Source organism: Paracoccus ravus (assembly GCF_004522175.1).
GTDB classification, from domain to species: Bacteria; Pseudomonadota; Alphaproteobacteria; order Rhodobacterales; family Rhodobacteraceae; genus Paracoccus; species Paracoccus ravus.
Map to the genome: position 1 here is coordinate 192472 of NZ_SDEB01000005.1, position 26203 is coordinate 218674.

20 protein-coding genes and 1 pseudogene are annotated in these 26203 nt (G+C 63.4%); 13 read left to right on the forward strand and 8 right to left on the reverse strand.

Annotated features, from left to right (window positions below; all coding sequences use genetic code 11):
• Positions 1-19: 19 nt before the first annotated feature.
• The 3 genes from ESZ60_RS06560 to ESZ60_RS06570 all read right to left on the reverse strand — a co-directional run bounded on the left by ESZ60_RS06560 (position 20) and on the right by ESZ60_RS06570 (position 7465).
• Positions 20-4549, reverse strand: coding sequence for a translocation/assembly module TamB domain-containing protein (locus ESZ60_RS06560; protein ID WP_134679613.1), 4530 nt, complete (start codon positions 4547-4549; stop codon positions 20-22).
• Positions 4549-6447, reverse strand: coding sequence for an autotransporter assembly complex protein TamA (locus ESZ60_RS06565; protein WP_134679614.1), 1899 nt, complete (start codon positions 6445-6447; stop codon positions 4549-4551). The genes ESZ60_RS06560 and ESZ60_RS06565 overlap by 1 nt, the downstream gene beginning before the upstream one ends.
• Before the next feature lie 91 nt (positions 6448-6538).
• On the reverse strand, positions 6539-7465 hold the full coding sequence (locus ESZ60_RS06570) for a glucokinase (RefSeq protein WP_245155600.1): 927 nt from the start codon (positions 7463-7465) through the stop codon (positions 6539-6541).
• Between the two features lie 155 nt (positions 7466-7620).
• On the opposite strand from ESZ60_RS06570, the gene ESZ60_RS06575 reads away from it, so the two are divergent.
• From ESZ60_RS06575 to ferA, 7 genes are all read left to right on the forward strand, one after another.
• Positions 7621-8064 (forward strand): hypothetical protein, encoded by a 444-nt coding sequence (locus ESZ60_RS06575; RefSeq protein WP_134679615.1) that lies wholly within the window; start codon positions 7621-7623, stop codon positions 8062-8064.
• A 33-nt stretch (positions 8065-8097) separates the two neighbouring features.
• The gene (gene ahcY / locus ESZ60_RS06580; protein WP_425331307.1) at positions 8098-9528 is read left to right on the forward strand and encodes an adenosylhomocysteinase; all 1431 of its coding nucleotides are present in this window, start codon (positions 8098-8100) and stop codon (positions 9526-9528) included.
• 82 nt (positions 9529-9610) lie between these two features.
• Positions 9611-9952: a DUF2853 family protein gene (locus ESZ60_RS06585; protein ID WP_134679617.1), complete on the forward strand. Its 342-nt coding sequence runs from the start codon at positions 9611-9613 to the stop codon at positions 9950-9952.
• A gap of 141 nt (positions 9953-10093) precedes the next feature.
• Positions 10094-11659: a DUF2125 domain-containing protein gene (locus tag ESZ60_RS06590; protein WP_134679618.1), complete on the forward strand. Its 1566-nt coding sequence runs from the start codon at positions 10094-10096 to the stop codon at positions 11657-11659.
• A 93-nt stretch (positions 11660-11752) separates the two neighbouring features.
• Positions 11753-13105: a TldD/PmbA family protein gene (locus ESZ60_RS06595; RefSeq protein WP_134679619.1), complete on the forward strand. Its 1353-nt coding sequence runs from the start codon at positions 11753-11755 to the stop codon at positions 13103-13105.
• Positions 13092-13877 carry an inositol monophosphatase family protein gene (locus ESZ60_RS06600; protein ID WP_134679620.1) on the forward strand — a complete coding sequence of 262 codons (786 nt, stop codon included), beginning with the start codon at positions 13092-13094 and terminating at the stop codon, positions 13875-13877. Before ESZ60_RS06595 ends, ESZ60_RS06600 begins: the two co-directional genes overlap by 14 nt.
• A gap of 54 nt (positions 13878-13931) precedes the next feature.
• Positions 13932-14474 carry a flavin reductase FerA gene (gene ferA, locus ESZ60_RS06605; RefSeq protein WP_134679621.1) on the forward strand — a complete coding sequence of 181 codons (543 nt, stop codon included), beginning with the start codon at positions 13932-13934 and terminating at the stop codon, positions 14472-14474.
• A gap of 1 nt (position 14475) precedes the next feature.
• On the opposite strand, the gene ESZ60_RS06610 is transcribed toward ferA, so the two are convergent.
• The 4 genes from ESZ60_RS06610 to ESZ60_RS06625 are packed head-to-tail and all read right to left on the reverse strand — an operon-like array spanning position 14476 to position 18542.
• Entirely contained in the window at positions 14476-15135 is a 660-nt protein-coding gene (locus ESZ60_RS06610; RefSeq protein WP_134679622.1) for a PqiC family protein, read from the reverse strand.
• 1 nt (position 15136) lies between these two features.
• Positions 15137-17206, reverse strand: coding sequence for a PqiB family protein (locus ESZ60_RS06615; protein ID WP_134679623.1), 2070 nt, complete (start codon positions 17204-17206; stop codon positions 15137-15139).
• A 9-nt stretch (positions 17207-17215) separates the two neighbouring features.
• Positions 17216-17866, reverse strand: coding sequence for a paraquat-inducible protein A (locus tag ESZ60_RS06620; RefSeq protein ID WP_245155601.1), 651 nt, complete (start codon positions 17864-17866; stop codon positions 17216-17218).
• Positions 17859-18542 (reverse strand): paraquat-inducible protein A, encoded by a 684-nt coding sequence (locus ESZ60_RS06625; RefSeq protein ID WP_134679625.1) that lies wholly within the window; start codon positions 18540-18542, stop codon positions 17859-17861. Before ESZ60_RS06625 ends, ESZ60_RS06620 begins: the two co-directional genes overlap by 8 nt.
• 148 nt (positions 18543-18690) lie before the next feature.
• Between ESZ60_RS06625 and ESZ60_RS06630 the strand changes: the two genes are divergently transcribed.
• The 6 genes and pseudogenes from ESZ60_RS06630 to ESZ60_RS06655 form a co-directional block, all read left to right on the forward strand.
• Positions 18691-19482 (forward strand): flagellar motor protein MotB, encoded by a 792-nt coding sequence (locus ESZ60_RS06630; RefSeq protein WP_134679626.1) that lies wholly within the window; start codon positions 18691-18693, stop codon positions 19480-19482.
• An 86-nt stretch (positions 19483-19568) separates the two neighbouring features.
• Entirely contained in the window at positions 19569-20903 is a 1335-nt protein-coding gene (locus ESZ60_RS06635) for a flagellar hook protein FlgE (protein WP_134679627.1), read from the forward strand.
• Positions 20904-20928: 25 nt separating this feature from the next.
• Positions 20929-22389 (forward strand): flagellar hook-associated protein FlgK, encoded by a 1461-nt coding sequence (gene flgK, locus ESZ60_RS06640; RefSeq protein WP_134679628.1) that lies wholly within the window; start codon positions 20929-20931, stop codon positions 22387-22389.
• Positions 22386-23396: a flagellar hook protein gene (locus ESZ60_RS06645; protein WP_134679629.1), complete on the forward strand. Its 1011-nt coding sequence runs from the start codon at positions 22386-22388 to the stop codon at positions 23394-23396. The genes flgK and ESZ60_RS06645 overlap by 4 nt, the downstream gene beginning before the upstream one ends.
• Positions 23396-24496 carry a flagellar basal body P-ring protein FlgI gene (locus ESZ60_RS06650; protein WP_134679630.1) on the forward strand — a complete coding sequence of 367 codons (1101 nt, stop codon included), beginning with the start codon at positions 23396-23398 and terminating at the stop codon, positions 24494-24496. Before ESZ60_RS06645 ends, ESZ60_RS06650 begins: the two co-directional genes overlap by 1 nt.
• Positions 24497-24895: 399 nt before the next feature.
• Positions 24896-25382 (forward strand): annotated as a pseudogene (locus ESZ60_RS06655) (IS110 family transposase); the annotation flags it as partial.
• Positions 25383-25392: 10 nt separating this feature from the next.
• Here the strand turns inward: ESZ60_RS06655 and ESZ60_RS06660 are convergent.
• A partial coding sequence (locus tag ESZ60_RS06660; protein WP_245155602.1) for an IS3 family transposase occupies positions 25393-26203 on the reverse strand: 811 nt, incomplete at its 5' end.

Here is a 26203-nt window from a genome sequence, read left to right on the forward strand (position 1 = left end):
AGCCGGGCCGCCCCGGCCTTTAGTAATCCCGCTCGTAGAACAGGCCCAGCGTGCTTTCCCCGTCGCTCGCCACCGAACCCCGCGCGGTCAGGCTTTTCGTCATGTCGAGGTTCAGGTTCAGCTTGGTCTTGCCCTCGTCGCCGACCTGAATGTCGGTATAGAGATTCTCGGACAGGTATTTCCCGGCCCGGACCGATACCCGGCCCTCGTCATCCGTGGTCAGGTCGAGATCATCGAGCCCTGTCGATTGCCGCAGCCGCGAGACGATGCCATCGCCCCCCGCCCCGGCCAAGGTCGCAATGGCGCTGGCCAGCTGCGCGGCCTGCAGCCCACTGATATTGTCGAGACCCCGGCCGAACAGAAGCTGTGACAGGACCTCTTCTTCGGGCATTTCGGGCGAAGATTCAAAGGTGATCTCGGGATCGCGCAGATCGCCGTCGATGATGATCCGCGCGGTCATCTCGTCCTGCTCGGATTCCGCGACCAGGCGGATCACCGGGATCAGGCTACCCTGCATCTCGACCAGCCCCTCGGTCAGATCGAAGCGCTTGCCCAAGAGATCGACACGGCCCCGGATCAGTTCGAGCGCGCCAACGGGAATCGGCTGGCGGGCATTACCGGTCAGCCGGATCTCGCCGCCCAGTTCGGCATCGACCCCCCTGCCCCGCACGAAGACCTGATCGGGGGCCGAAATCGTCAGGTCGAAGCGTGCCGGGATCGCGGGTGGCGTCGCCGGGGGCGCGCTCATGCCGACGGCGCGCGACGCGTCGCTGGGAAATTCGATCAGCCCGGCCTTGGCGCGGGTCTGGCGCTGCGGCGGACGCTCGTTCAGATGCGTCATGTCGGGGATCGACCTTGCCCCGCCCAGCCCGGTCGAAGGGATCCGGAATTCCGTCCGCCCCAGATCGATCCTGCCCTGCACCAGCGGCCCGGCCGCCTGCGAGCCTCCGATCCGGATCGTGCCGGTCGCCCGCGTCTCGTAAAGGCTGGGGTCGCGCAGCACCACATCGGCCAGACGCACGGTCAGATCCATCGGCCTTTGCCCGGTCAGGGTGATCGGGCCGCTGACCGAGATCGTTCCGCCCGCCTCGACCTGACCGTTGATATCGACATTGATCCGGCCTCGGTCCAGCGCAGCCGTCGCATTGAGCGCGTCCACCGCCAATCCAAAACGCGGCTCGGCCAAACGGCCGTTCGAAAGCTGCACGCGCCCGCTCAACGCCTCGAGCGAGGGCGCGCCATTCATCCTGATGTCAAAGCTCAGCGGCCCCTCGATGCTGCGGGTGCGCAGGAAGGGATTGGCGGCGGCCGCATTGCTGCTGCCCTCGACCCGCAGATCCATGGTCGAGCCATCCCCGGCGGCGGTGCCGGTGATCGTGGCGCGGGTTTCGCCCGGCGCGGTCGCATCCAGATTGACCTGATAGCCCGCCCCGGTATTGCGGACCGTGCCCGCGACCGTGGCGGGACCGGGAAAACCGGCGACGAGCAGCCCCAGATCATTGAGCCGCGCGTCGAGATTGAGCCCGGTGGCCGGGCTGCCATCGCCCGAAATGCGAAGTTGCCCATTTTCGGCCTGAAGCCGGCTGACGGTCAGGCTGCCATCCGCATTCTGGCTGGCCGCGAGGTCGAAACTGGTCTGCCCCGCCAGCAGGCTGTCGACCCGTGGGTCGCCGATCCCCAGACCCCGCGCCGTGCCGCGCGCCGAAATCGCGCGCCCGCCATCCGCCTCGTCCCGCACCGTGCCGCTCAGTTCGACCGCGCCCCGGAAGCCCTGCCCCAGAAAGCGCAGGTCCGAGGCGCTCAGATCGGCCCGCAGATCGGTCGTGCCTGCGCCGAGGCGGCCTTCGGCCGTCAGGTTCAGGCTGGCGTTTTCCACGCGCGCCGTCTCGATTGTGAAAGTGCCGTCCCGCTCGACGCCGGTCACGGCAAGTGCCGTTTCGCCCGCCAGAGCCCCATCGAGCTGTGTCTGGCCAAAGGACAGATCGCGCCCGGTTCCGGTCACGTCAAGACGCCGGGCACCCGTGCCATCATCCTTGAAACTGCCTTTGGCCGCCAAAGCGCCGCGCCAGCCGCGCCCGAATGTCGCGAGCGATTTCACATCGACCTTCCCGGTCAGATCGGTTCCGCTGGGGGCGATCCGGCCCGCAGCCGAGGCGGTCACCTGCTGGTTCGTCAGATCGAATTGCTGAACGGTGATCTCCTCTCCGTTCTGCTCGGCCCGCAATCTCAGATCGGTCACGCCCGACAGCGCGCCATCCACGTCCTGCTGGCCAAAGCGAAGATCCGTGCTCTGCCCCACAAGGTCGATTTTGCGTGCGCTGCCAACCTGCGACGCCGTGCCCTCGGCCGTGAAACCACCCGAGAACCCGCGCCCGAGCACGGCCAGATCGGGCATCGTAAGTTTGAGCCTGCCGTCCAGTTCGCTCTGGCTGAAACGCCCCGACCCTTCGGCCTCAAGCTGCGGGTTCGACAGCGTGAAGCGTTGCAGCTCATAGGCTCCGTTGACCTGCAGGAGGTCGATATTCAGCGCGGTCTGGCCCTTGAATAACCCGTCCACCTCGGGGATGCCCAGGACCAGATCGCTGGCCTCGCCGGTCACGTTGACCATGCGCTGCCGCGCGGCACCGGTCAGCTTGACCTCGGCCTCGAGCCCGCCCGCGAAATCGGGATCGGCGACGGCCAGATCCGGCATCGTGACACGGGCGGTCACGTCGCTGGCCCAGCTGCTGACAAAGCCCTGCGCCTGCGCAGTCAGATTCTGGGCATCGACCTGCAACCTGCGCAGCTCGATCCCCGAACTGTCGCGCTTGGCGTCCAGTTCGATCCGCGACGCTCCGGCCAGCATCCGGTCGGCCTGTTCCTGCCCGACGCTGAGATCCGTTCCCTCGACGCTGGCCTGAACGTCAAAGGCCTTGCTGAGCAGGACATAGCGCCCCTTGATCTGGGCATTGGCCTTGCCGGCCAGATCCCGTTCGGCGAGCGTCGAGAGCGTGGCGATGTTCAAGTGCTGGGCCGTGACATCGCCCGACAGCGCAAGCCCGGTGCGCAGGCCCGAGACATCCAGATCGCCCTGCAGCCGAAACTCGTCGGCATTGATGTTCATGCCCCAGAGATCGAGCGCATTGCCGGGCGAAAACGCGAAATTCACCCCGCCATTGAGCGTGTCGCCCAGTGCCTGGGCAAGGCCCGGATCACTTGGCACCACGTCATCGACGCCAAAGGCGACCCAGCCGCGCACTTCCTGCAATGCCTGTTCCGGCGTCAGGACCACGCGCCCGCTGCCGTCAAGACGCACCTCGGACAGGCTCAGATCGGGACGGACCAGATCACCCAGTCGCCCTGTCAACTGCCATCCCGCGCCTTGGGCGACGTCGTAATCCAGTTCTATATTGCCTGAATTGACCGTCGTTTCCGTCTGCCCGAAGGGGACCCTGACCGGCAGCACCGTCGCGCCCGCGTCGCGGCCCAACAAAAGCGTCAGTTGCGCCTTCTGGGGCGCGCCTTGCGCATTCGTCTCGACATTGCCTTGCAGATCCAGCGCCCCCGTCGAGACGGTCAGTTCCGGAATCGCCAGGCGACCGTCACTGCCGCGCCAGCCATTGGCCCGGATCACCGACTGGCCTTCGAAGAATTCCTGCCGGTCGGGCGCGATCATCGGCGACAGATCGCCCGAAAGATCGGCGCGGAAAGCGGTGCCTTCGATCCCGTCGCGGGCCTCGGAATTGACCTCGACCTTGCCCGCCACCCGAGGCTGTCCATCGGTTTCCAGCCCGATATCCGCCACGAAATCCGACAAGGGGCCATTGCCCTGAATCTCGGCCTTGACCGCGGGGCGGCCGTTCATCTTGACGGCATTGGCGAACAGGCCATTCGCGGCCTCGTCCAGTTGCAGGTCAAGTTGGAGAACTCGCGTCTCGTTCGAAAAGGCCGTGATCAGCCCGAACCTGCCGCGCGGTCCGTCCACCCGGTCGATGGTCAGGTTCGTATCGCCCTCGCCGCCTTCCAGGTTCATTGCGCCCGTCACGGAAATCACCGCCTCTTGTCCGATGACGGGCTGTCCCAGTTCCACCCGCGCAATATCGAGATTGGCGATATGCAGCCCGACCGGCAGTTGCGGCAAAGAGAATTCGCGCACCTCGGGGGTCGCCGCGCTGGCCTCGCCGCCTGCGGGAAGACGGGGCAGGATGACCCTTTCGGCCGAAAGCTCGTCGATATTGACGCGCCCCCGCAAGAGCGCGGCGCGATGCCATTGCATCGCCCCGTTCTCCAGCGTGATCCAGATACCCTGATCATCGGCAATGGTCATGCGCTCGAAGGTCGCGCGCGACGAAAGCGCGCCGCGAAACCCGTCGATCACGACCTGACGGCCTGCGCCCGAAAGCTTTTCTTCGAGAAAGCGGGTGATGAAACCCTTGTCATCCTCGGTTTCCTGGGAAATCTCGGCGGCGCTGTCGGCATTGGCGTCGGTTTCCTGTGCCCCGGCGGCCAAGGGCAGCCACAGCGACAGCCAGATCAGGACGAGAAGCCGCAGTGCCGAACCATGAAACATCAGAAAGCCTGCCCCAGACCAATATAAAGCTGTGTGCCGCCGCCTTCCTCATCATAGCCCCCGCCCAGCGGGTAGGCCACGTCGATGCGCAACGGCCCGATCGGCGTTTCATAGCGTGCGCCCAAACCCGCCCCGGCATGCCAGTCGCTCTCGCCTGAAAAGCCGTTCTCTTCCCAGACGCGACCGGCATCGACAAAGGCCACGAGGCCCAGCTTTTCGCGGATCTTCATCCGGGCCTCGGCATTGAGGACCGCGATGCTCATGCCGCCGGTCGTCACGAAATCGGTCTCGCCCTCGATGACATCGACGCCAAGCGATTCATAGGGCTGCCCGCGCACCGTGCCGCCGCCGCCGGAAAAGAACAGGTAGTCGCGCGGCACCTCGTCGATTTCCGGCCCCAGAACCGTCCCCAGACGCGAGCGGCCGGCCAGGGTAAAGCGGTCTTCGGTGCCGAAACTGTAATAGCCGCGCCCCTCGGCGACCAGTTGCGCGCCGCTGCCGGTTTCGTCCTGCAGACCATAGAACGGCGTGGCCGATCCAAAGATCCAGAAACCGCGCTTGGCATCGGTCGGCTCGTCCCGGCGGTCCCATGTCGCCGACATGGGCAGCGCCAAGAGGCGGAAATTCGTGCGACCGGATTCGTCATCGACCTGAAGCGCGCGGAACTGCAGAGCAATGTCGGCGGTCAGCTCGTCATTATGCATATAGGTGAAGCCCAGACCGAAGGTGCCGGTCTTTTGGTCGTAATCGTCCTCGTCCTCGCTGGTGACCTCGGCCATGACATAGCCGGTGACGTCGGGATGCAGGGTCGCGGGCCGGTCGAGGCGGATACCAAGGCCGTAATCCATGCCGGTCAGGTCCGAGCCGATATCCTCGACATCGAAATCGACGCGAAGTCTTTCGCCGCCGCGCAGCAGGTTGCGATGCATCCAGTAGCCGGTCAGGTTGAGCCCGTCGATGCTGGAAAATTCGAAGCCGCCGCCGATGCGGCGCAGCTTCTGCTCGGCCACGAGCAGATCCACGTCCAGCGTATTGTCGGCATTGACGTAATCCGCCTCGGTCAGGGTGATGGCCGAGAATATGCCGGTGCGGCGCAGCCGCTTGCGCACATCCTCGAGCAGTTCCGGGTCGAAACGCTCGCCCTCGGGAAAGCCCGCGATCTTGTAGAGGCGGCGTGTCGTCAGACGCTGGTTCCCGCGCACCTGCAGGTTGCCAAAGCGCAGCGCGGGGCCGGGGTCCAGCGCGATGCGGCTGTCAATGAGGTTGGTCGCGTGATCGGCGGTGATGTCGGTCTCGGTCACCTCGGCCTTGGCATGGCCGACATCGCGCCAGCCCGCAACGGCCGAGGTCGCGGCGGTCTTCATGTCGCGGGTCCGGGCCACCGCGCCGCTGCGATAATCGGGGGGAAGTTCCGTGCCGCGCGCCACCGGTGCGATCTGGGCACGCGAATAGCGAAAGCGCGGGCCGGGGTCGATGACGACCAGCACCTTGCGGACGACCTCCGGCGCATCCAAGGGCGCGATGGTCGCAGCCTCGACCCCGTCCAGCTTGATGTCGATCACGCCCGAAAAATAGCCCTCGTCATAGAGCACGCCAAGAAAGCGCGCATAATCGCCCCGTGCCGCCGCCAGAATGTCCTGACCGGTGACGCGCCCCTCGTTCTGGGCCGAAATCAGCAGCGAGGTGTTGCGGATCGCGGGAGGGATATCCTCATCGGTGCCGCGCACCAGAATGTCGATATCGACCGGAGAGGCCTCGTTGCCCTTTGACCCGCCGAAAAGTCCAGAAAATGGCGAGGAGACTGCCGAGAAGGGACCGGAGGATTGCGCCCAGGCGAAACCGCCGCTCACGCCAAGCAGGAATATGGCGGCGGTACCTGCCGTCAGAGCTCGCTTCATCCTCGCCTGCCTGTTCTCGAGATTGTTTTCCAGAATCTTGCAGGCAAGCGCGCCGAAAATCCAGTCTCAAGGGGCAGGTGTCGGCAAAACTTCACTCAATTGCGGCAAGACAGCCATGCAGCGCCGCCATGTCGTCACGGATCATCCCGACCGGAACGGCCTGGGGGATACGCGCCATCAGCGGGTCCGAGAGGAATGCCGCCTCGAAGATCGGAAATCTCTGGGCGGCGCTGCGTGCGACGCTGCCCGCGAGGAACATCCCGTCCATCGGCATGAAGCGCAGCGCCAGTTCGCGGCAGAGCAGGCCGAACAGCCGGGCATAGAGATCGCAGGTCGCCGCCGCCTCGGCGTCTCCGCGATCGGCGGCCTCGACCACGGCTTCGGCGCGTATCGGCCCGGTTCCCGTGCGCTCGGCATGAAGCCGCGCAAGGCCACGCCCGGCAAAAAGCTCCTCGACGGAATCGAAGGCCGAGGCACGTGCCCCCAGTGCCTCGACCAGAGGTGTCCAGATCGAAAGCGGCAACCTCGTATGGCCCTCTTCATGCTCGAAGCAGGCGATACCGCCGCCGGGCAGGACCTTGACCGCGCAGACGTTGAAGCCCGTGCCGGCATTGACGACAAGGCGCTGGCCATTGGTCAGCACCGTGCCCGGCCCCTCGCGCAGGAAGCCCGCCGCCTCGCCCGACAAAGCCGGGGTCGCATAGCCCAAGGCGGAGAGGTCGTTGATCAGCCGCGCGCGATAGCCTCCGGTCAGTTCGATCAACCGCGCCTCGCTGAAATCCCAGTCGCGATTGGTCAGCCGCGCCCGCCCCTGCGAGACGGGACCGGCGACGGCGACGCAGACCGCTTCGATCTCGGGGCCGCCCTGCGTGTCCAGAAAAAGGCCGATCACCTCGTCAAAGGATGCGTGATCGTCCCCCCGGAAACGGGTGATCGTCTCGGCGCGGATTCCCTCGCGATCGGCAAGCGCCAGTCGCGCATTGGTGCCGCCAACATCCGCCAGCAAGATCGTCATCATCCGCTCCTTCAACCCCTGCGTTTTACCGCCTTTTAGGGGATCGGATCGCGCCTTGCTAGCGCTCGCATCGCGGCTACCGTGACGGCCCGCGCGGAACCTGCCCCGGCATTCGCCTGTTATGTCGCTGCAAGACCGCGCAAGCGAGAGGTAAGACAATGGCCCGCAAATCCATCCGCAACACCGCCCTGACCTGCCTTGTCGCAGTCCTTTCCTTCGCATCCGTTCCTGCCAGCGCCGAATTGGTCACGCATGAGGAAAACCGGGCCAATCCCCGCGGCTGGTCCGCGATTGCGGGAACCGAGCCCCGCGCGGTGCGCGACATGGCGCGCGAACTGCCCGTGTCCGATCAGGCCACGGCGGACCAGCCGTGGTGCGCGGCGAGCGACGAGATCGCGCAGTCCCTGAGCGAGGATTTCGAAGAGGAAAAGGTCGCCACCAACGGCTCGGACACGGCGCTTTGGGGTTCCGACATGATGGGTACCTGGACCGTCGTTCTCGAGCGCCCCGATGCCACGAGCTGCGTGATCGCCTCGGGGATCGGCTTCAGCGCGGATCAGGGTCCGAGGCGCTACTTCGTCCAGGCAGGGCTGCTGCGCTGACCGGGCGATTTGCAGAAAATCGCCCCGAATGATATGGCCGGGTCAAGTTTCCCATTCGCCCGAGGCAGAGCCGTGACCGATCATATCATCCGAGACATTACCCTTGCCGATTTCGGCCGCAAGGAACTGGACATCGCCGAGACCGAGATGCCGGGCCTGATGGCGCTGCGCGCCCAGTTCGGCGAGACGAAGCCGCTGAAAGGCGCGCGTATCGCCGGTTCGCTGCACATGACGATCCAGACCGCCGTGCTGATCGAGACGCTGGTGGCGCTCGGGGCCGAGGTCCGCTGGGCCTCGTGCAATATCTATTCGACCCAAGACCATGCCGCCGCCGCGATTGCCGCTTCGGGCATCCCGGTCTTTGCCATCAAGGGCGAGACGCTCGAGGAATATTGGTCCTATACCGACCAGATCTTCCAGTTCGGCGAAGGCACCGCGAATCTGATCCTCGACGATGGCGGCGATGCCAGCATGTACGTGCTGATGGGCGCGCGTGTCGAAGCGGGCGAGACCGATCTGATCGCCGTCCCGACCTCGGAAGAGGAGGAATATCTCTTCGCGCAAATCAAGAAGCGCCTCGCGCAATCGCCGGGCTGGTTCACCAAGCAGCGCAACGCGATCCAAGGCGTCTCGGAAGAGACCACCACCGGCGTTCACCGCCTGTATGATCTGCACAAAAAGGGCCTGCTGCCCTTCCCGGCGATCAACGTCAATGACAGCGTCACCAAGTCGAAATTCGACAACAAGTACGGCTGCAAGGAATCGCTGGTGGACGGCATCCGCCGCGCCACCGACGTGATGATGGCGGGCAAAGTCGCCGTGGTCTGCGGCTATGGTGACGTGGGCAAGGGCTCGGCCGCCAGCTTGCGCGGCGCTGGTGCCCGCGTGAAGGTCACCGAGGTCGATCCGATCTGCGCGCTGCAAGCCGCGATGGACGGCTTCGAGGTCGTGCTGCTGGAAGACGTCGCCGCAACCGCCGACATCTTCGTCACCACCACCGGCAACAAGGACATCATCCGCATCGAGCACATGCGCGAGATGAAGGACATGGCCATCGTCGGCAACATTGGTCACTTCGACAATGAGATCCAAGTCGCCGCGCTCAAGAACCACAAATGGACCAATATCAAGGACCAGGTGGACATGATCGAGATGCCCTCGGGCAATCGCATCATCCTGCTGTCGCAAGGCCGTCTGCTGAACCTCGGCAATGCGACCGGCCATCCGAGCTTCGTGATGTCGGCAAGCTTCACCAACCAGGTGCTGGCCCAGATCGAGCTGTGGACCAAGGGCGACGAATACCAGCCCGGCGTCTACATCCTGCCCAAGCATCTCGATGAGCAGGTCGCCCGCCTGCATCTGGACCGGATCGGCGTCAAGCTGACCACCCTTTCCAAGGAACAGGCCGATTACATCGGCGTGACCCCGGAAGGCCCCTACAAGTCCGAGCATTACCGCTACTGACCGGCAGGGCTGCGGTTTTTCTTGCCATATGACCGCAGCCCGCTACGCTTTCCCCGGAGAACCACATTTCGGGGAAAGCAAAATGAGCAAACGGGACGACCTGATCGCGAAATACGCTGCCGACATGCAGGACAAGCTGGGCCATTCGCCCGATATGGACCTCTTGACCAAGGTGGTGATCGGCTGCGGACCCTCGATTTACAGCGATGATGCGGAAACGGTCGCGGCGTCGGACCCCGAGGAGCTTGAGCGCATCAAGAATAATTATCTGGTGAAAAAGCTTGGCCTGACCGACGGACCGGCGCTGATGGATGCGATCCAATCGGTCGTGGCGAAATACGGCACATCCAACCGCAACAAGTATCGCGCCGTGGTCTATTACATGCTCTGCCAGCATTTCGGCAGGGAATCCATCTACGCCTGACGACAGCGGCAGGTCCGGCTTTCGGGCCGGACCGCTTTTCTTCGCCTGTCATTCAAGTTCCCGCTACATCCCGAACCGGGCACTGGAAAAACTGCCCGACCTGTTCTTTTATGCCTTTGACGTCCGAAGAAAGGTTATCCGATGTTCCGCCTGACGAGCTCTGCCCTGGCCCTGGCGGCCATGACCGCGCCTGCATTTGCCGATGTCACCCCCGAACAGGTCTGGCAATCCTGGGTCGATTACTACCAGTCGGTGGGCTATTCGGTGACCGAGGGCGGCCGCGACAAATCGGGCGACAGGCTGACGCTGCGCGACGTGGTGATCGCCACCGGCGGTGAAAGCGGCAGAATGCAACTGACCCTGCCCCAAGTGGTGCTGACGGATCTGGGCGACGGCAAGGTCAAGACCCTCTTCGCCGAGGAACTCGGACTGGACCTGTCGGGCAGTGAGACCGAGGGTGAAAACTACGAACTTCCGGTCACCGTCCGCATCCCCGGCAACACGATCACGACCAGCGGCGCAGCCGCCGACATGACCCATGAATTCGACTATCCGACGGTCGAACTGACGACCAGCACGATTACCACGAATGGCAGTGAAAGCCCGCTGCCGGTGAAATTCAGCCTCTCCGGCACAAGCGGCACCTTCCACACCGTCACCGGATCGCCGAACAGATATGACTATGAGATGGTCTCGGAGGCGATGACCTTCGAGGGGGACGTGCCCGACGATCAGAATGGCATGGTGAAATTCGCAGGCAGCCTCGACGGGCTGGAGAGCCGGGGCAAGTTGTCGGCTCCGGGCGAATTCACGAATATGGAAGAGGAAATGGATGCCGCTCTGAAATCGGGGCTCAGCATCGAAGGCAGCCTCAAGGCGGGCGTGGCGAAAGCGAATTTCGACTATTCGGGAACCGATGAACAGGGTCAGCCCACCAGCGGCACGGGCACCTATGACGGCAAGGGCTTTGACGCGTCGTTCAACCTGTCGCGACAGGGCATGGGATACAAGCTCGGCTCGGCGGCTGCGCAGTTCCAGCTGACCTCGCCGCAGGTTCCCTTCCCGATCAGCTATGGCTTCGAGAGCGGCAGCATGGACCTGCTGCTGCCGGTGTCGCAACAGGACGCCGCCCAACCCTTCAAATTCGCCTATGCCCTGAACGGGGTCACGATGGCCGAGGAGATCTGGAAGATCTTCGATCCGCAGGCATTGCTGTCGCGCGCCCCGGCCTCGCTCGAACTTGATCTCTCGGGCCTGATGAAGGTCACGCGCGATCTCTTCGCCATGCCCGAAGAGACGCTGCCCGGCACGCCAGAGAACCCGGATGCCGCGCCGGACGCGCAGGCTCCTACGGCGGCGATGGCGGATGCGGAGGACAGCGGTTTCGAGCCGGTCGAGATGCAGATCAACCGGCTTGCGCTGGATCTGCTGGGGGCCAAGGTCAATGCCACGGGTGAATTGAAGGCCGCGGCGGACGGCAATATCGAGGCGCCGGTGGGCCAGATCCACGCCGAATATGAGGGTCTGAACACGCTCCTTGACAGCCTCGGCACGATCGGGATCGTGCCTGCCGAGCAGATGATGGGCGTGCGCATGATGCTGGCGCTTTTCGCCAAGCCGGTCGAAGGCACGACCGACAGGATGGCCACCGATCTCGAATTCCGCGAAGGCGGCGCAGTCTTTGCCAATGGCCAGCAGATCAGGTAAGACCCCGCCGGAGCGGGACTAGCCGCGCTCCGGCCAGATTTCGACGGGGGTCGGACCGGGTTCCGGCCCCCGTCCGCCTTGCAGGGAGCAGCCATGTCCGATCCGATCCGTCTTCAATCCTTGACCCATCAACTGCTTGAGGCCGCGCGCCGTGCCGGGGCCGATCAGGCCGATGCGGTCGCGGTCGAGGCCGCCGCCGTCTCGGTCGATGTGCGGGGCGGCAAGCTTGAACAGGCCGAGCGGGCCGAAGGCGTCGAAATCGGATTGCGGGTGCTGGTCGGGGGCCGTCAGGCCTGTGTCTCGGCCTCGGATCATGCGACACGGACGATCGAGGAAATCGCTGCCCGCGCGGTCGCCATGGCGCGCGAGGCACCGGTGGATGACAGTCTCGGCCTTGCCGAGCCCGAGCAACTGACCCGTGACACCGATAGCGGCCGGCTCGAGCTTTTCGATCACGGCGCCGAGCCCAGCCCGCAGGCCCTGCAAGAGGGCGCGTTGCGCGCCGAGGCCGCGGCGCTGGCGGTCGGCGGAATCTCCAAGATCGAATCCGCCTCGGCCTCGCATACGCGCCGGCATATGTGGATTGCGGCCACGAACGGGTTCTCGGCCGGGCTGGCGCGCAGCGGGCATAGCCTGTCGACCATCGCCATCACGGGCGAGGGCACCGGCATGGAGCGCGACTGGGCGGGTGAATCCCGGGCGCATCTGTCCGACATGCCGGAGCCCGAAGAGATCGGCCGACTGGCCGGCGAACGCACCGTGGCCCGGGCCGGGGCGAGGAAGCCGCCGACAGGGGCCTTTCCGATTCTCTATGACGAGCGCGTCGCATCGGGGTTGATCGGCCATCTGGTCAGCGCGGTGAATGGCGCGGCCGTGGCGCGGGGCGCAAGCTGGCTGCGCAATGCTTTGTCAGAGCAGGTTCTGCCCGCAGGTTTCGATCTGGTCGAAGAGCCGCATCTGCCCCGCATGGGCGGTTCGCGCCTCTTCGATGCCGAAGGGCTGCCGACCGCCCGCCGCGCACTGGTCCAAGACGGGATACTGCAAGGCTGGACGCTGGATCTGGCCACAGGGCGCAAGCTGGGAATGGCCTCGACCGCGAATGCCATGCGCGGAACCGGGAACCCGCCCTCGCCCGGCGTAACCAACCTTGCTCTGACCCCCGGAACCCGGACGTGCGACGATCTGATCCGCGAGATGGGCCGCGGATTGATCGTGACCTCCATGCTTGGCGCCTCGATCAATTCGACCACGGGGGATTATTCGCGCGGGGCCAGCGGCTTCTGGGTCGAGAATGGCCAGATCACCCATGCCGTCAACGAATGCACCATCGCCGGCAATCTGCGCGAGATGCTGACGCGTCTCACGGCGGCGAATGACGCGCGCGACTGGCGGGCGATGCGCGTCCCGAGCCTGCTTGTCGAAGGGATGACCGTTGCCGGCGCGTGATCTGCAACTTCTGGAACAGGCCGCGCGCGAGGCGGGCGAGATCGCCCTGCGCTATTGGCGCAATGACCCGGAGGCATGGGAAAAGGATGCCGGTGCCGGTCCGGTGAGCGAGGCGGATCTGGCCGTCAACGCGCATCTGGAACAGGTCCTGCGCGGCGCGCGCCCAAGTTATGGCTGGCTCAGCGAGGAATCGACCGATGATGCCTCGCGGCTCGATGCCGGGCATTGTTTCATCATCGACCCGATCGACGGCACGCGCGCCTTTCTGGCCGGACAAGAAGGGTTCTCGCATTCCATTGCCGTGGCGACGGGCGACCGGATCACCGCCGCCGTGGTCCATCTGCCCGCCCAGGGCCTGACCTATTCGGCCCATGCCGATGGACCCGCGCTCTTGAACGGACAGCCGCTTGTCCCGGCCGATCACGAGTTGGAGGGGGCGCGTGTCCTGACCTCGAAACCCAGTCTTCAGCCGCAGTTCTGGCGCGGCCGGACGCCGCAGATCCGGCGCGAGTTCCGGCCCTCGCTGGCCTGGCGGCTGTGCCTTGTCGCAGAGGGGCGGTTCAACGCGGCGCTATCCACCCGCGCGGCATGGGAGTGGGACATCGCCGCAGGCAGCTTGATCGCCGAGCGCGCGGGCTGTCTGGTGACCGAGGTCACGGGACGGACGATGCGGTTCAACACCGCCCGGGCATTGACCGATGGGCTGCTGATCGCGCCGCCACGGCTGCATGGCCAGATGGTTGCCGCATTGGGACCCGCCCCGCAAACTTGATGCCCCGCGGCAGCGCCGCTATGAATGGGGCCGACCTCACAGGACAGGGCCCGCATGCGCCGCATTCCCCCCGCGACCCGCGACCGGCTCGCTGACGAAATCACCTTTCACCCCGCCAATGCCGAGGCCCGCCTGCTTCGCGAGGCACTGGGGCGCTTTGCCACCGGCGTGACGGTCGTCACGACCCAGGGCAGCCAGGGCCCGATGGGCATGACGGTGAACAGCTTCAGCAGCGTCTCGCTTGAACCGCCGCTGGTGCTCTGGTGCCCGGCGAAATCCTCGACCCGCCATGCCGATTTTGTCGAGGCGCGGCACTGGTCCGTGCATGTCCTGGGTGCCGAGCAGCTTGAGACCTGCCTGCGCTTCACACGGGGGGGCGCGCAGTTCGACGGCCTGCCCGAGACGCGCAATGACCTGGGGATGCCGGTCCTGCCGGGCGCTGCGGCGCGGTTCGATTGCGAAACCCATGCCGCGCATGAGGCAGGCGATCATACGGTCATGGTCGGCCGCGTGCTGCGCGTGACCGTGGCCGGACCGGGCGACCACCCGCTGGTCTTTGCCGCAGGTCGTTTCGGCCAGTTCGACCCCGAGGAATAGCTCAACTGCCCTCGAGCGGGGGCAGCGGCTGAGAAAAGATGTCGTCCATCGCCGCAGGCGGAGGGGATGAGGTCCGAAGCGCACTGCCCGGCCCGCCCAGCACGGCGATTTGCCGGGCGAGCTGCGCAATCGCCTGTGATTGCGCCCGCGCCACGGCCGCGGGTGAGGCATCTTCCCCCCCGCTCATGGGCACGGCAATGTCGAAGCTGCGCGCCTGATTGGCCCCGCCGGAACGGCTGTCGCCAACGAAATAGCGGCCGCTCAGACGATAGGTCCCGTTGGATTGCGCCAGCGCCTTTTCCACCCGCACCTCCAAAGTCCGCCGCGGCGGCTCGGCCAGGGGCCAGGGCTCGGCGATCACCGTGGCGCCAGAGATATCTGAAATCGTCCGGGCAAGGCTCTGGGTAAAGGCGCGCTGGGGGTTGTCGGCCCAAAGCTGCCGCGTATTCGAGCGCACCGCCCCATCGGCGCTTTGCCAACTGACCTCGCCCGCCGAGGCATATTCCGGCAGCGACACATCCCTCAGCTCGGTCGTGCCCAAGCGGTTCGGCAGCCGCTCGGCGCTCGCGGGCGGATCGATGAGGTAGCGGGCGGTCTTTTCACCATTCGAGCAACCCGCCAGCGCGGCAAGAACAAGCGTGGCGGTCAGGAATTGACGCATCTTATCGTCCCAGAATGAAGGCTTGCGGATTGCGTTCGATGGTCCGCGCGAGGCTGCCGAAGGCATTGGCCGCCCGGCGCATCTCGCGCATCAGGTTGATCGATTCGTTGTTGAAGGCCGAGCGGTCGCCATAGGCGGCAATCACCGACTCGGCCCGCGCGGCCAATGCCTCGAGACGGGCCGAAAGCTGTGGCAGGCGCTGCGCCGAGGTCGAGACGTCATCCGCAGCGGTCTTGGCCGAGGCGAGCGCCGCGTTCAGGCTGCCTGCCGCACCACCCTCGCGAAGCTCGTTCAGCAATGCCGAGGCCGCCTGCAGGGTATCCGAAAGATTCCGCGGCAGCTCCTCGGCATCCTCCGAGCCGATCATCGCCCGCAGGTCTTTCAAGATCCCCTCGGCCTCGGTCGAGATGGCGGCGAAATCCACCTCGCCCACCTTGCCCGCGGCCTTGTCGATTTGCTCGACCATCGAGGGCACATCCGCGGCGGCGAGTTTCACCGCCTCGGCGGCGGCGGCGGCCTCGTCGACCATCTTGCGGATTTGCCCGGCCGCACCGGATTCGCGGAGTTCGGCCGCGATCTGGCGCATCTCGCCGCTGGTCGCCTTGGCGTCCTCCAGCGTGCTGCGCAAAGCGCCCGGAATGGCGCGCGTGTCTTCGCTGCTGGCGATGGCCGTCACCGAGTTCAGCATGTCGGTCACCGATTTCAGCGCCTCTTCCAGCGGAAGCTGGCCCACGCGGGACAGGAAGCCCTGCGCCGTTTCCGAGAAATCCGAAACCTCGCCCGGAACCGAGGGAATGACGGGATAGGGCTGGGCCGCAAGGTCGATCTCGGCCGCAGGGGCATCCGGCAGGCTGACCAGTTCGACTTCGAGCGAGGTGCCGAAGAACCCGGCGCTCGCGATCCGGGCGCGCAGACCCTGGCGAACCTGTTCGGCCGCGAATTCCAGCGCGCGTTCGGGGGTGATCTCTCCATCGAGGCCGATGCGTTCCGGTGTCAGGGTCAGGGTGATCTCTTGCAGGATATGCTGGCTTCCGTCCGCGCCCTGGACCATCCGCGCCGCGATATTGCTCACGCGCCCGACCGTCACGCCCATATGCTGGACATTGGCCCCGGTCTCGAGCCCCTTGACCGTTTCATCGACATGCATGTTCAGCCGCAGGATATTGCGGTTATCGGCGAACAGATTGGCCCGCGCCGTATCCTCGTCCGGCTGGAGCGAGAAGACATGGCCATTCTTGACCGGCTCGCCACCCGACGTCACGGTCGCGAACTCGGCCCCGCCCTGCAACACCGAGGCAAGCGAGTTCACGTTCAGCGCGATCCCCTGCGCCCCGAAGGATATCGAGAAGCCCGACGTGTCCCAGAATACCGTGTTGGTGGTCAGCCGCGCATCATGGGGCGCGGCAATGAAGACATCTGCCGCCACTCCCTCGCCATTCTCGGAAAGGCGCAGGTTCTGCATCTGGCCGACCTGGATGCCGCGATATAGCACCGGCGCGCCTTCGGTCATGCCATGCGAGCGGTCGGCCTCGATCACGATCAGCGTGCCCTTCTGGCCAAGGCTGGTCAGCGGCGGCTTTTCAAGGCCCTGAAAGATGTCTTGCTCGCGGCTGGTCTGCTGGTCGTCCCAATAGCCCTCGATGAAGGCGCCCGTCAGCACGGTATCCAGTCGCGAGATCCCCTGGGTCGAGACCTCTGGCCGGACGATCCAGAACTTGGCCTCGTCATCGATGAAGGGTGCAAGGTCCTTGTCGACTCGCATGTTCACGCGGACCTGCTTGAGATCTTCGGTGAAACGCACGGATTCGACCTTGCCGACGGTGATTTCGCGGAACTTGAGCAGTGTCTCGCCCGGCGTGATCCCCGTCGCATCCGTGAAATCGACCGAAATCACCGTTCCGCGGCTGGCCACCACATTCCAGCCCACGGCAAGGGTCACCGCCAAGGCGAGGATCGGCACCAGCCAGACCAGGGAAAACCCGGCCCGGGCGCGCGCGGAACTGGTCCGGCGAAGGGGTTCGGCAGGTTTCAGGGAGGTTTCGGGGCCGGCGGGCGGAGGCGTGTCGGTCATCTTGCAGTCTCAGTCCTTGCGATTTCGCAACGGCAGCCCTCGCCAGATCAGTCTTGGATCGAAACTCTGCGCGGAAAGCATTGTAAAGGCAACCGATAGCGCGAATGCCACCGCCGCCGGGCCGGGATGGATCGAGGCAACGAAGCCCAGTTGCACCAGAGCCGACAGAATCGCGACCACGAACACGTCGATCATCGACCAGCGCCCGATGAATTCGACGACCTCGTAGAGCAGCAGGCGACGATGCGCGTCATGGACCGTCGCCGGCTTGCCTGCCACGGTCGCAAGCCATGCAATGGCGATGAACTTGCCGATCGGCACGATGATCGACGCCGTGAACACGACGCCCGCAACGAACCAGTTGCCGTAATGAAGCAATTCGATCACGCCGCCAAAGATCGTGGATTCGCTGCTGCCGCCCAATCCCCCCAGGGTCTTGGTCTTGAGCATCGGGAAAAGATTGGCGGGAACGTAGAAGATGAAACCGGCCAGCAGCCAAGCCCAGACCGCTGCCAGGCTGCGCCGGTCCGGAGGCACCAGCGCCGCGCCGCATCGCGCGCAGGTCTCTTCGGCGTCGGGCCAGACGCGGCCGCAGCCGCGGCAGCCGATCAGCCCGGCGCGATGCGCGGTCAGGATGGGGCCATCGCGCGTGTCAGCCAAGGCCCTGTCCCCGAAGCGGCATCCGGTCATCCGTGCGCATCCCGCCATCCTCGATCGCGTCCCAGATCGTCGTCGCGCTGGTAAAGACATTGCTGGCCGCATTGACCAGGATCAGCGCGCAAAAGGCCCAGAAGGCCGGGCCCAGGCTGATCGCCGCGAGCCCCGCCACCTTGACCAGCGCAAGCGCTGTCCCGATGACAAAGATCTCGGCCATCGACCAGGGGCGCAAGGTCTCGGACAGGCGAAAGGCCCAGACCGCATGGGCCAGCGGCGGCCGGTTTCGCGACAAGGGCAGCAACGTATAGACCAGCAGCACAGATCTGAGCATGGGAAGACCGAGGATGGTCACCATCAGCGCCACCGTCAGCGGCATCAGCGGCCCTTCCGAAAACGCCATCGCCACGCCGAATAGCGAGGTCTGGTTGCCAAACCCCATCCGCGAGATTTCGAGAAAGGGGAAAAACATCGCCCCGATCAACAGCACAAGCGAGGCCACCGACAATGCGATGATCCGGGTAAAGGCCCCTGCTCGCGGCCGGGCCAGAACCACATTGCAACGCACACATCTTGCCGTCTCGCCGGGTTCAAGATCATGCTCGACATGCAGGGCATCGCAGCGCGGACATGCAACAAGGCCCGCGCCCGTGGTCAGATCATATGTGCCTTCGCTCTGCATCCCGCACAGGATAATGCGCGTCTCGGGCCATGCAAGGCCATGCGCTGCGTCAAGCCCTGGGTGAAATAGGCGGGATTTGATCTGTTAACTGGCTTTTAGAACTCCCCGGTTAGACCATCCTGCCAAGGCCGATGGCATGGAGTGGCAGATGGCAGCGCAACGAGGCGGCAACCCGATCATCATCCGCCGGGTCTCGGGCAAGGGCGAATCAGCACATCATGGCGGGGCATGGAAGGTCGCCTATGCGGATTTCGTGACGGCGATGATGGCCTTTTTCCTGCTGATGTGGCTGCTCAATGCGACGACCGAGAAGCAGCGTCAGGGCCTTGCCGATTACTTCAACCCGACCATTGTCCATTCGGGCAAAGGCGGCGCGGATGGCGCCTTCGGTGGCGACATACAGGATTTCGACACGAATTCGGGCCAGGGCCTGGGGGCGGCGCGGGATACCAGGGGCGGTCAGGCGCAGGATGCCGAACTGGATGCCCTCGTCCGTCATCTGCAGGACGAGTTGACCGGCAGCGGCGCCGAATCCATGCAGAAAGTGAACCTGCTGAAACATGTCGTCACGCGCATGACCGATGAGGGGCTGGTCATCGAACTGACCGACCTCACGGATGCCCCGCTTTTCGTCGGCGACAGCGCGCAGGCCAGCCCCGTCTTGCAAGAGCTGTCCGTGATCCTCGCCCGCGTCCTCAAGCGGGTCCGCAATCCGATCGCCATCGCGGGCCATGTCCGCTCCTATCCAGAGCTTCTGATCCACTCTCCGGTCTGGGCGCTTTCCGATGCCCGGGGTCACACCGTGAGAAACCTCATCGAGAAATGGGGCTTCGACGCGCGGCGGATTCAGCGTGTCAGCGCCATGGCCGATCGCCGTAACCGCGCGGTCAATCCGATGGACCCCGAGAATAACAGGATCGAAGTCATTTTACTGAGATAGGGGCGCAGGCCGCCTGTTCCGTTAGGCCAATCTTTACCGCCTCTGACCCAGACTATCCCGGATCCGACTCAGACAGGAGCCCATATATGTCGATCTCTTCCGCTCTCAGCGCCGGCGTCTCGGGGCTTTCCGCGAACTCGGCCCGCCTCGCGAGCATTTCTGACAATATCGCGAATTCAAGCACCTATGGTTACCGGCGGGTGACCACGGAATTCGAAAGCGTCGTGCTCGGCGGCGCTCGAAACAGCGGCCAATATACCGCCGGCGGCGTCCTGGCGCAAAGCAGTCGCGTCGTCGACCAGCGCGGCAGCCTTGTCGGCACGAGCAATCCGCTGGACATCGCCATCAGCGGCCGGGGCATGCTGCCTGTCATCAATCTTTCGGAAATGAATGGCACCCAGGCCAGCAACGCGCCGCTTGCCATGACCCGCACCGGTGCGTTCCGGACGGATGAAAACGGGGTGCTGCGCACCTCATCCGGCCTTGTCCTGATGGGTTGGCCGACCAATGCCAACGGAACCGTTCCGGCCGTGCCTCGGGATTCGGCGGCGGGACTGCAACCCGTCGTGCTGAATACGAGCGGAGTTTTTGCCGAGCCGACAACCGGCATGACCATCGGGTTCAATCTGCCCGCCGCAGCCACTGTCGGCGGCTCAGACGTGACGCCGTCAACCACCTCGATCGAATATTACGACAATCTTGGGGCGTCCCATTCGCTGACCATGACCTTTACCCCCACGGTCGGGGCGGAAGGGACAGGACGCAGCAACCAATGGACGATGGAAATCCGCGACTCGGCCACCCTGGACGATCCCGCCACCCCCGACGATGAATCGGTGGTCGGCCTCTATGAATTGACATTCGCGGACGCTCCGGGTGGGCCCTTGCAATCAGTCAACATGCTCTCCGGGCAAGGCTATGAGGCGGGCAGCGGCGAAGCGACGGTGCGCGCCGGACATGGCGACATCACGATCATGATCGGAACACCTGGCGGAACGGACGGACTGACCCAGATCAGTTCCGGCTTCTCGCCGACCAACATCACCAAAAACGGCTCTGCCCCCGGCGTGTTGACCGCGGTCGAGATCGATGAAAGCGGTTTTTTGCTGGGCACCTATGATAATGGCATGACCCGCCGCCTGTTCCAGATCCCCCTGGTCGATGTGCCGAACCCCAACGGCCTCACGGCTCTGGACAATCAGGCTTACGCCGCCTCTCCCGACTCGGGTGCATTCTATCTGTGGAACGCGGGCGACGGACCCACTGGCTCGGTTTCGGGCTATGCGCGCGAAAGTTCGACCACAGATGTCGCGGCCGAACTCACCGATCTTATCCAGACACAGCGCGCTTATTCGTCAAACGCCAAGATCATTCAGACGGTGGACGAGATGCTGCAGGAAACCACCAATATCAAGCGCTGATCCACGCTGAGAAAGGAGCCGGAACATGAGTCTGTCATCCGCAATCTCCAGCGCCCTTTCCGGCCTCGCCGCCACGACGCGCGGAACCGAGATTGTCGCAACCAATATCTCGAACAAGTCGGTCGCCGGCTACGCCCGTCGCGAGCTCAGCCTGTCTTCGCGAGTCCATGCCGCCGACGGCGCTGGGGTCAAGATCGACGGCGTTCAGCGAATGGTGAATGCCGCGCTCTTGCGTGACAGCCGGATCGCTCAGGCCAATGCTGCTGCCTCCGGAAATATTTCAGCCTTCCAAGGCGTCATGGAAACCACCTTTGGTGGGGCGAATGACAGTTCCTCCCTCGCGAGCATGCTGACAAATTTCGATTCGGCATTGATCTCGGCTTCGGCGCGGCCTGACAGCGATGTCCGACTGCGCGAGGTTCTGGATGCCTCGACGGCGCTTTCGAGCAAGGTTCGCGATATTTCTCAGGCAATCGCCGATGCCCGTACGACTGCGGACACGGCCATCGCAACCGATGTCGAACGACTGAACCTGTCGCTCGCAAGGGTTGCCAGTTTGAACAGGCAGATCACCGCGCTGTCCTCCCAGGGTCAGGATACATCCAGCCTCATGGACCTTCGGCAAGCTGCGATAGACGAAATTTCCGAGACGGTTCCGATCGTCGAAGTCACCCGAAGCAACGGGCAGATCGCTCTGTTCACGCAAGGCGGAATTGCGTTGCTTGATGGGTCTAAGCCAGCCAGCATCGAGTTCAGTCCGGCCGGCGACATCGCTGCCGACATGACCATGCAAAATGGCAGTCTTGGCACCCTTGTGATCAATGGAAGATCCCTCAGCGCCAACGAACTTGCCGGCTTTGCCGGTGGGTCGATCGCGGCGAATTTCGAAATCCGGGATCGCCTGGCCCCAGGTTACCAGGCCAAGATCGATGGCTGGGCACGCGATCTCTACGAGCGGTTTTCCGACCCTTCGGTCGATCCCAGCCTCTCGCCCGGCTCGCACGGGCTTTTCACCGACCTCCATTCCGCTTTCGATCCCGCAAACGAAACCGGATTTGCCTCGCGCATTTTCGTCACAGGGCTCGTCTCACCAGATCAAGGCGGGGATTTGTGGAGACTTCGGTCCGGGATCCAGGCCGTGGAAGCCGGTGACGTCGGCGCAAGCGATGGCCTTTTGCGAATGAGCGCAGTCTTGTCCGAAAACCGGGTTCCAAGCTCATCCTCACTTTCGCATTCGCCCCGCTCGCTACTCACCATTGCGGGTGAGTTGTCGTCTCAGGCAGCATCCCTTCGCCTCAGCACCGAGGCAACGGCAGGACAGGATCAAGCCCGATCAGACAGCTTGACGACGGCGCGTCTGTCGCTTGGCGTCGATACCGACAGCGAAATGCAGGCTCTTCTGGCCCTTGAAACGGCCTATGCCGCGAATGCCAAGGTGCTCCAGACAACGAACGACATGCTTGATCAGATTTTGAGGCTGACATGACGAGTTTCAATTCCGTAAGCGATCTTGCCCGAAGCTATCAACTCCGCATGTCCCAATCGGCGCTCAGATCCAAGTTGAACACTCTCACTGCCGAGGTCAGCAGTGGCGTCAAGCAGGATATTTCGAAGTCGCTGCGCGGCGACCTAAGCCATATTACCCAGGTCGAGAACCGATTGGCGCTGCTGACGACGTACGGACAGAATATCGCAGAAGCGCAAAGCCTTCTTGAAGCGGTACAAAATGCAATGGCAAATATTCAGTCCATTGCCGCATCCGTCGGAACACATTTGCTTTCCGACGCCCTCGTGTCATCTGAAGCAACGCTCGACATATATCTTAAAAAATCGCCAGCTGACCTTCACGCCGCTCTGGGCGCATTAAATACCTCGGTCGGAGGCCGCTTCGTTTTTTCCGGGGCGGCGAGCGATACCCCCGCCGTCGGAACGGGTGCAGAGATGATCGCGCAACTCTCGGCTGCCGTTGCCGACGCAGAGGATATCACGTCCATAACAGATGCAATATCGGGATATTTCGACGCGCCGGTTGGGGCAGGAGGATTTGCCGATTTCTATCTCGGACGAAGCGGAGAGAGCACGTCAATAGCGGTGTCAGGCGAACATAGTGTTCCGCTGGATTACACGGCACTTTCCGAAAGTTTCAAGTCGACCCTCAAGGGCCTGGCGATCCTGTCCTACACTTCGGATCGAACCGACCTGAGCTATGACACGCGACGTGAGCTTGCCAGAACGGCCGGCGAACTTCTTGTCAGCGGAGAGACGGCCCTTACTTCCGCGATGACGATCGTCGGAAGCAGGCAGGAATCGGTAGAAAAGGCTCTGAACCGCAATCACGAGGAGATCACAAAATTCTTGAGCATCAAAAATTCAATGAATTCGTCTGATCCTTACGAAAGCGCTATTGCGCTACAAGAAATAGAAGCAAATATCGAGACGCTTTATGCGGTGACCGCCCGGCTATCCAAGCTCAGTATAGTGGAGTATCTGTAGTGCGGTTTATTTTTCACCTCCTCATTGTTCTCGCGCTGGTCAGTCCCATCCATGCGGCCCCCATTAGAATAAAGAACATTGCCAATGTTGAAGGCGTTCGGGGCAACGACCTCGTCGGTTACGGCATCGTCGTCGGGTTGAACGGCTCCGGGGACAGCTTTCGAAATTCGCCCTTCACCGAAGAAATCATGTCCAGCCTCCTTGAGCGTCTTGGAGTGAACATGAGCGATGAAACATTTCGACCAAAGAATGTTGCCTCCGTAATCGTGACGGCGACCCTGCCGCCTTTTGCGCGGACGGGGTCCCAAATTGATGTAAACGTCTCGGCCATCGGAGACGCGAAAAGCCTTCTGGGGGGCACATTGGTGATGACCCCGTTAAATGCCGCAGATGGTGAGGTCTATGCAGTGGCACAGGGATCTGTTTTGGCCGGCGGCACAGAAGCCAGAGCCGAGGCCGCCTCGGTCGTACAGGGGGTACCAACGACGGGTGCAATTCCCTCGGGGGCCAGAATTGAACGGGAGGTCAATTTTTTATTCTCTGAAATGGAGACGCTGCGGCTTGCGCTTAGAAATCCGGATTTCACGACGGCTTCTAGAATGGAGACAGAGATAAACCGGACATTGGGAAAGGGGCTGGCGCGGATGATCGACGCCGGGACCATCGAAATCAGTCCGCGACAAGTGGGAAAAGTTGAGCTTGCGCGTTTGGTCAGCGAGATTGAAAATGTCAAAGTCGAACCCGAGGCCTCGGCGCGCGTGGTGATCGATCACAAATCTGGTACCTTGGTCATGGGGGCAGATGTCCGAATTTCTCATGTGGCCGTTTCACAGGGGAATTTGACACTCCGAATCCGTGAGGCACCCATTGTCAGCCAGCCAAACCCATTTTCCCCCGGAGACACGATCGTTCTTCCCAGAAGCCAGGTTGATATCACGAAGGAGCCGGGAATTGGCTTTGCCGAGTTGCCCTCAGGAACCTCGCTGACCGATGTCGTCGCAGGTTTGAACTCCCTCGGTGTCCATCCGAGAGAAATGATTGATATTTTGAAGGCGGTACACGCTGCCGGCGCGCTTCACGCGGAACTTATTGTCAATTAGGTCATGCCGACGATCTGCCTGCGGTGATGGCTATTACGGAGAGTTACCAGTTAGAGGTCGTGATCCTCCCCATTTTTAGCACGACATGACCGTAGAACTCAGACGACCACTTTCAGTTTTACAGCGAGGTGCGCCCGCAGATGTCCCAGCTCATTGGGCTTGACCCCCATGGAGCCACAATTCACGCTCGGGGGTAGATTATTGTAGCTCCGTAGCCATTCGGTCGTCCGGTCTGAGCAACTTTTCAATCGGCGATTGTGGCGGGAAGCGGGGATTTTCCTGCCAAAGGATCGCCGCGATCAGGTGGAGGAACAGGGACAAAAAGCGTCCTGAGATGGGCAAGAATCTTTCGGATATTGTGGCCGCAGTCTCAAAGAACCGCCAAACCATGGGCTTGGCGGCAATGACCATCGGGTTCTGTTGGATCGCCTTGGCGTCGCCGGGTTCGACCTGAAGCGCGTATCATCGGCCGCCCTCGCACGGACCCGCGAGGCGCTGCACAACAGTCGGGACAGTCGGAGGGACCGTGGCCCCGGCGGGGCCGCGTAAGCCCGAAGACGATCCCAAGGATGCGCAGGTCATCTTGCACATGCTGCAGATCCGCGCGGTGCGGATCTTTCAGGACCCGATTGTGGCTGGCACGCACGACATTCAGGAGTTGTCCAAGACCCATGATGCAGCGTCGAGGACCAAGACTGAGCTGTGGCACCGCATCTTGACCTACTATCTGCCGCTTTACTTTCCGGAAGCCGGCCGTTTCCATCGTAGCTCGCGCATGGACTGGTTCCTGGCCTTTCTCGAGATGTTTCCTTCTCCGCATATGATCTCAGCGTTGACCCAGGAGGAGTTCGCCAAGGCCGCGTGGGCGGGGGTTGGACCCAAGGTCTAAAAGGCCCTCATGTTGTGTCCGTCAGTTTCTGCGCGGTGACCTGCCCCCCGGTCGTCCCTCGTTCATAACGAGAGTCCTTGGGTTGATAGTGGTCGGTTTCCGGTGTGGCAAGCGCGCCGGGCGCGTTGCCATCAAGTGCCTCAAGCGTCCGGCGCGCTTCTGCTGGTGTTCTGTTCCCCAGCGAGGAATGCGGCCTGACGTTGTTGTAGTCGTAGCGCCAGATCGCCAGTTTGCGGCGGGCTTCGCCCAGGCTGTCGAATATCTCCTCGTTGAGGCATTCGTCCCGCAGGCTGCCGTTGAAGCTTTCGATGTAGCCATTCTGCTGCGGTTTGCCTGGGTCGATGTAATGCCATTCGACGCCATTGTCGTTGGCCCACCTCAGGATGGCCTTGCTCGTGAACTCGGTGCCGTTGTCCGAGACGATGCAAGCCGGTTTTCCATAGATCCGGACCAAGGCATCCAACTCACGCGCGACCCTTGCCCCCGAGATGCTGGTATCGGCGATCAGACCAAGGTTTTCGCGGCAAAAATCATCGTTCACCGCCAGAATGCGGAACTTTCGGCAGGCCCCGAAGGTGTCCGACAGGAAGTCCAGCGACCAGCGCTGGTTCGGGCGCAGCGGCACTGGCCTCGGTGTGCGGCTGCCATGCGCCCGTTTGCGGCCACGCCGGCGGCGCACCGACAGCCCTTCTTCACGGTAAATCCGGTAGAGCTTCTTCTCGTTCATCACCATGCCCACACGCTCCAGCATGACACCGATGCGTCGATAGCCAAACCGGCGCCGCTTCTCGGCGATCTTGTGCATTTCCAACCGGATA

Coding starts and splice junctions, on each gene's coding strand:
- ESZ60_RS06560 (WP_134679613.1), bottom strand. CDS start 4,549: ATGTTTCATGGTTCGGCACTGCGGCTTCTCGTCCTGATCTGGCTGTCG.
- ESZ60_RS06565 (WP_134679614.1), bottom strand. CDS start 6,447: ATGAAGCGAGCTCTGACGGCAGGTACCGCCGCCATATTCCTGCTTGGC.
- ESZ60_RS06570 (WP_245155600.1), bottom strand. CDS start 7,465: ATGATGACGATCTTGCTGGCGGATGTTGGCGGCACCAATGCGCGACTG.
- ESZ60_RS06575 (WP_134679615.1), top strand. CDS start 7,621: ATGGCCCGCAAATCCATCCGCAACACCGCCCTGACCTGCCTTGTCGCA.
- ahcY (WP_425331307.1), top strand. CDS start 8,098: ATGGCCGGGTCAAGTTTCCCATTCGCCCGAGGCAGAGCCGTGACCGAT.
- ESZ60_RS06585 (WP_134679617.1), top strand. CDS start 9,611: ATGAGCAAACGGGACGACCTGATCGCGAAATACGCTGCCGACATGCAG.
- ESZ60_RS06590 (WP_134679618.1), top strand. CDS start 10,094: ATGTTCCGCCTGACGAGCTCTGCCCTGGCCCTGGCGGCCATGACCGCG.
- ESZ60_RS06595 (WP_134679619.1), top strand. CDS start 11,753: ATGTCCGATCCGATCCGTCTTCAATCCTTGACCCATCAACTGCTTGAG.
- ferA (WP_134679621.1), top strand. CDS start 13,932: ATGCGCCGCATTCCCCCCGCGACCCGCGACCGGCTCGCTGACGAAATC.
- ESZ60_RS06610 (WP_134679622.1), bottom strand. CDS start 15,135: ATGCGTCAATTCCTGACCGCCACGCTTGTTCTTGCCGCGCTGGCGGGT.
- ESZ60_RS06615 (WP_134679623.1), bottom strand. CDS start 17,206: ATGACCGACACGCCTCCGCCCGCCGGCCCCGAAACCTCCCTGAAACCT.
- ESZ60_RS06625 (WP_134679625.1), bottom strand. CDS start 18,542: ATGCAGAGCGAAGGCACATATGATCTGACCACGGGCGCGGGCCTTGTT.
- ESZ60_RS06630 (WP_134679626.1), top strand. CDS start 18,691: ATGGCAGCGCAACGAGGCGGCAACCCGATCATCATCCGCCGGGTCTCG.
- ESZ60_RS06635 (WP_134679627.1), top strand. CDS start 19,569: ATGTCGATCTCTTCCGCTCTCAGCGCCGGCGTCTCGGGGCTTTCCGCG.
- flgK (WP_134679628.1), top strand. CDS start 20,929: ATGAGTCTGTCATCCGCAATCTCCAGCGCCCTTTCCGGCCTCGCCGCC.
- ESZ60_RS06645 (WP_134679629.1), top strand. CDS start 22,386: ATGACGAGTTTCAATTCCGTAAGCGATCTTGCCCGAAGCTATCAACTC.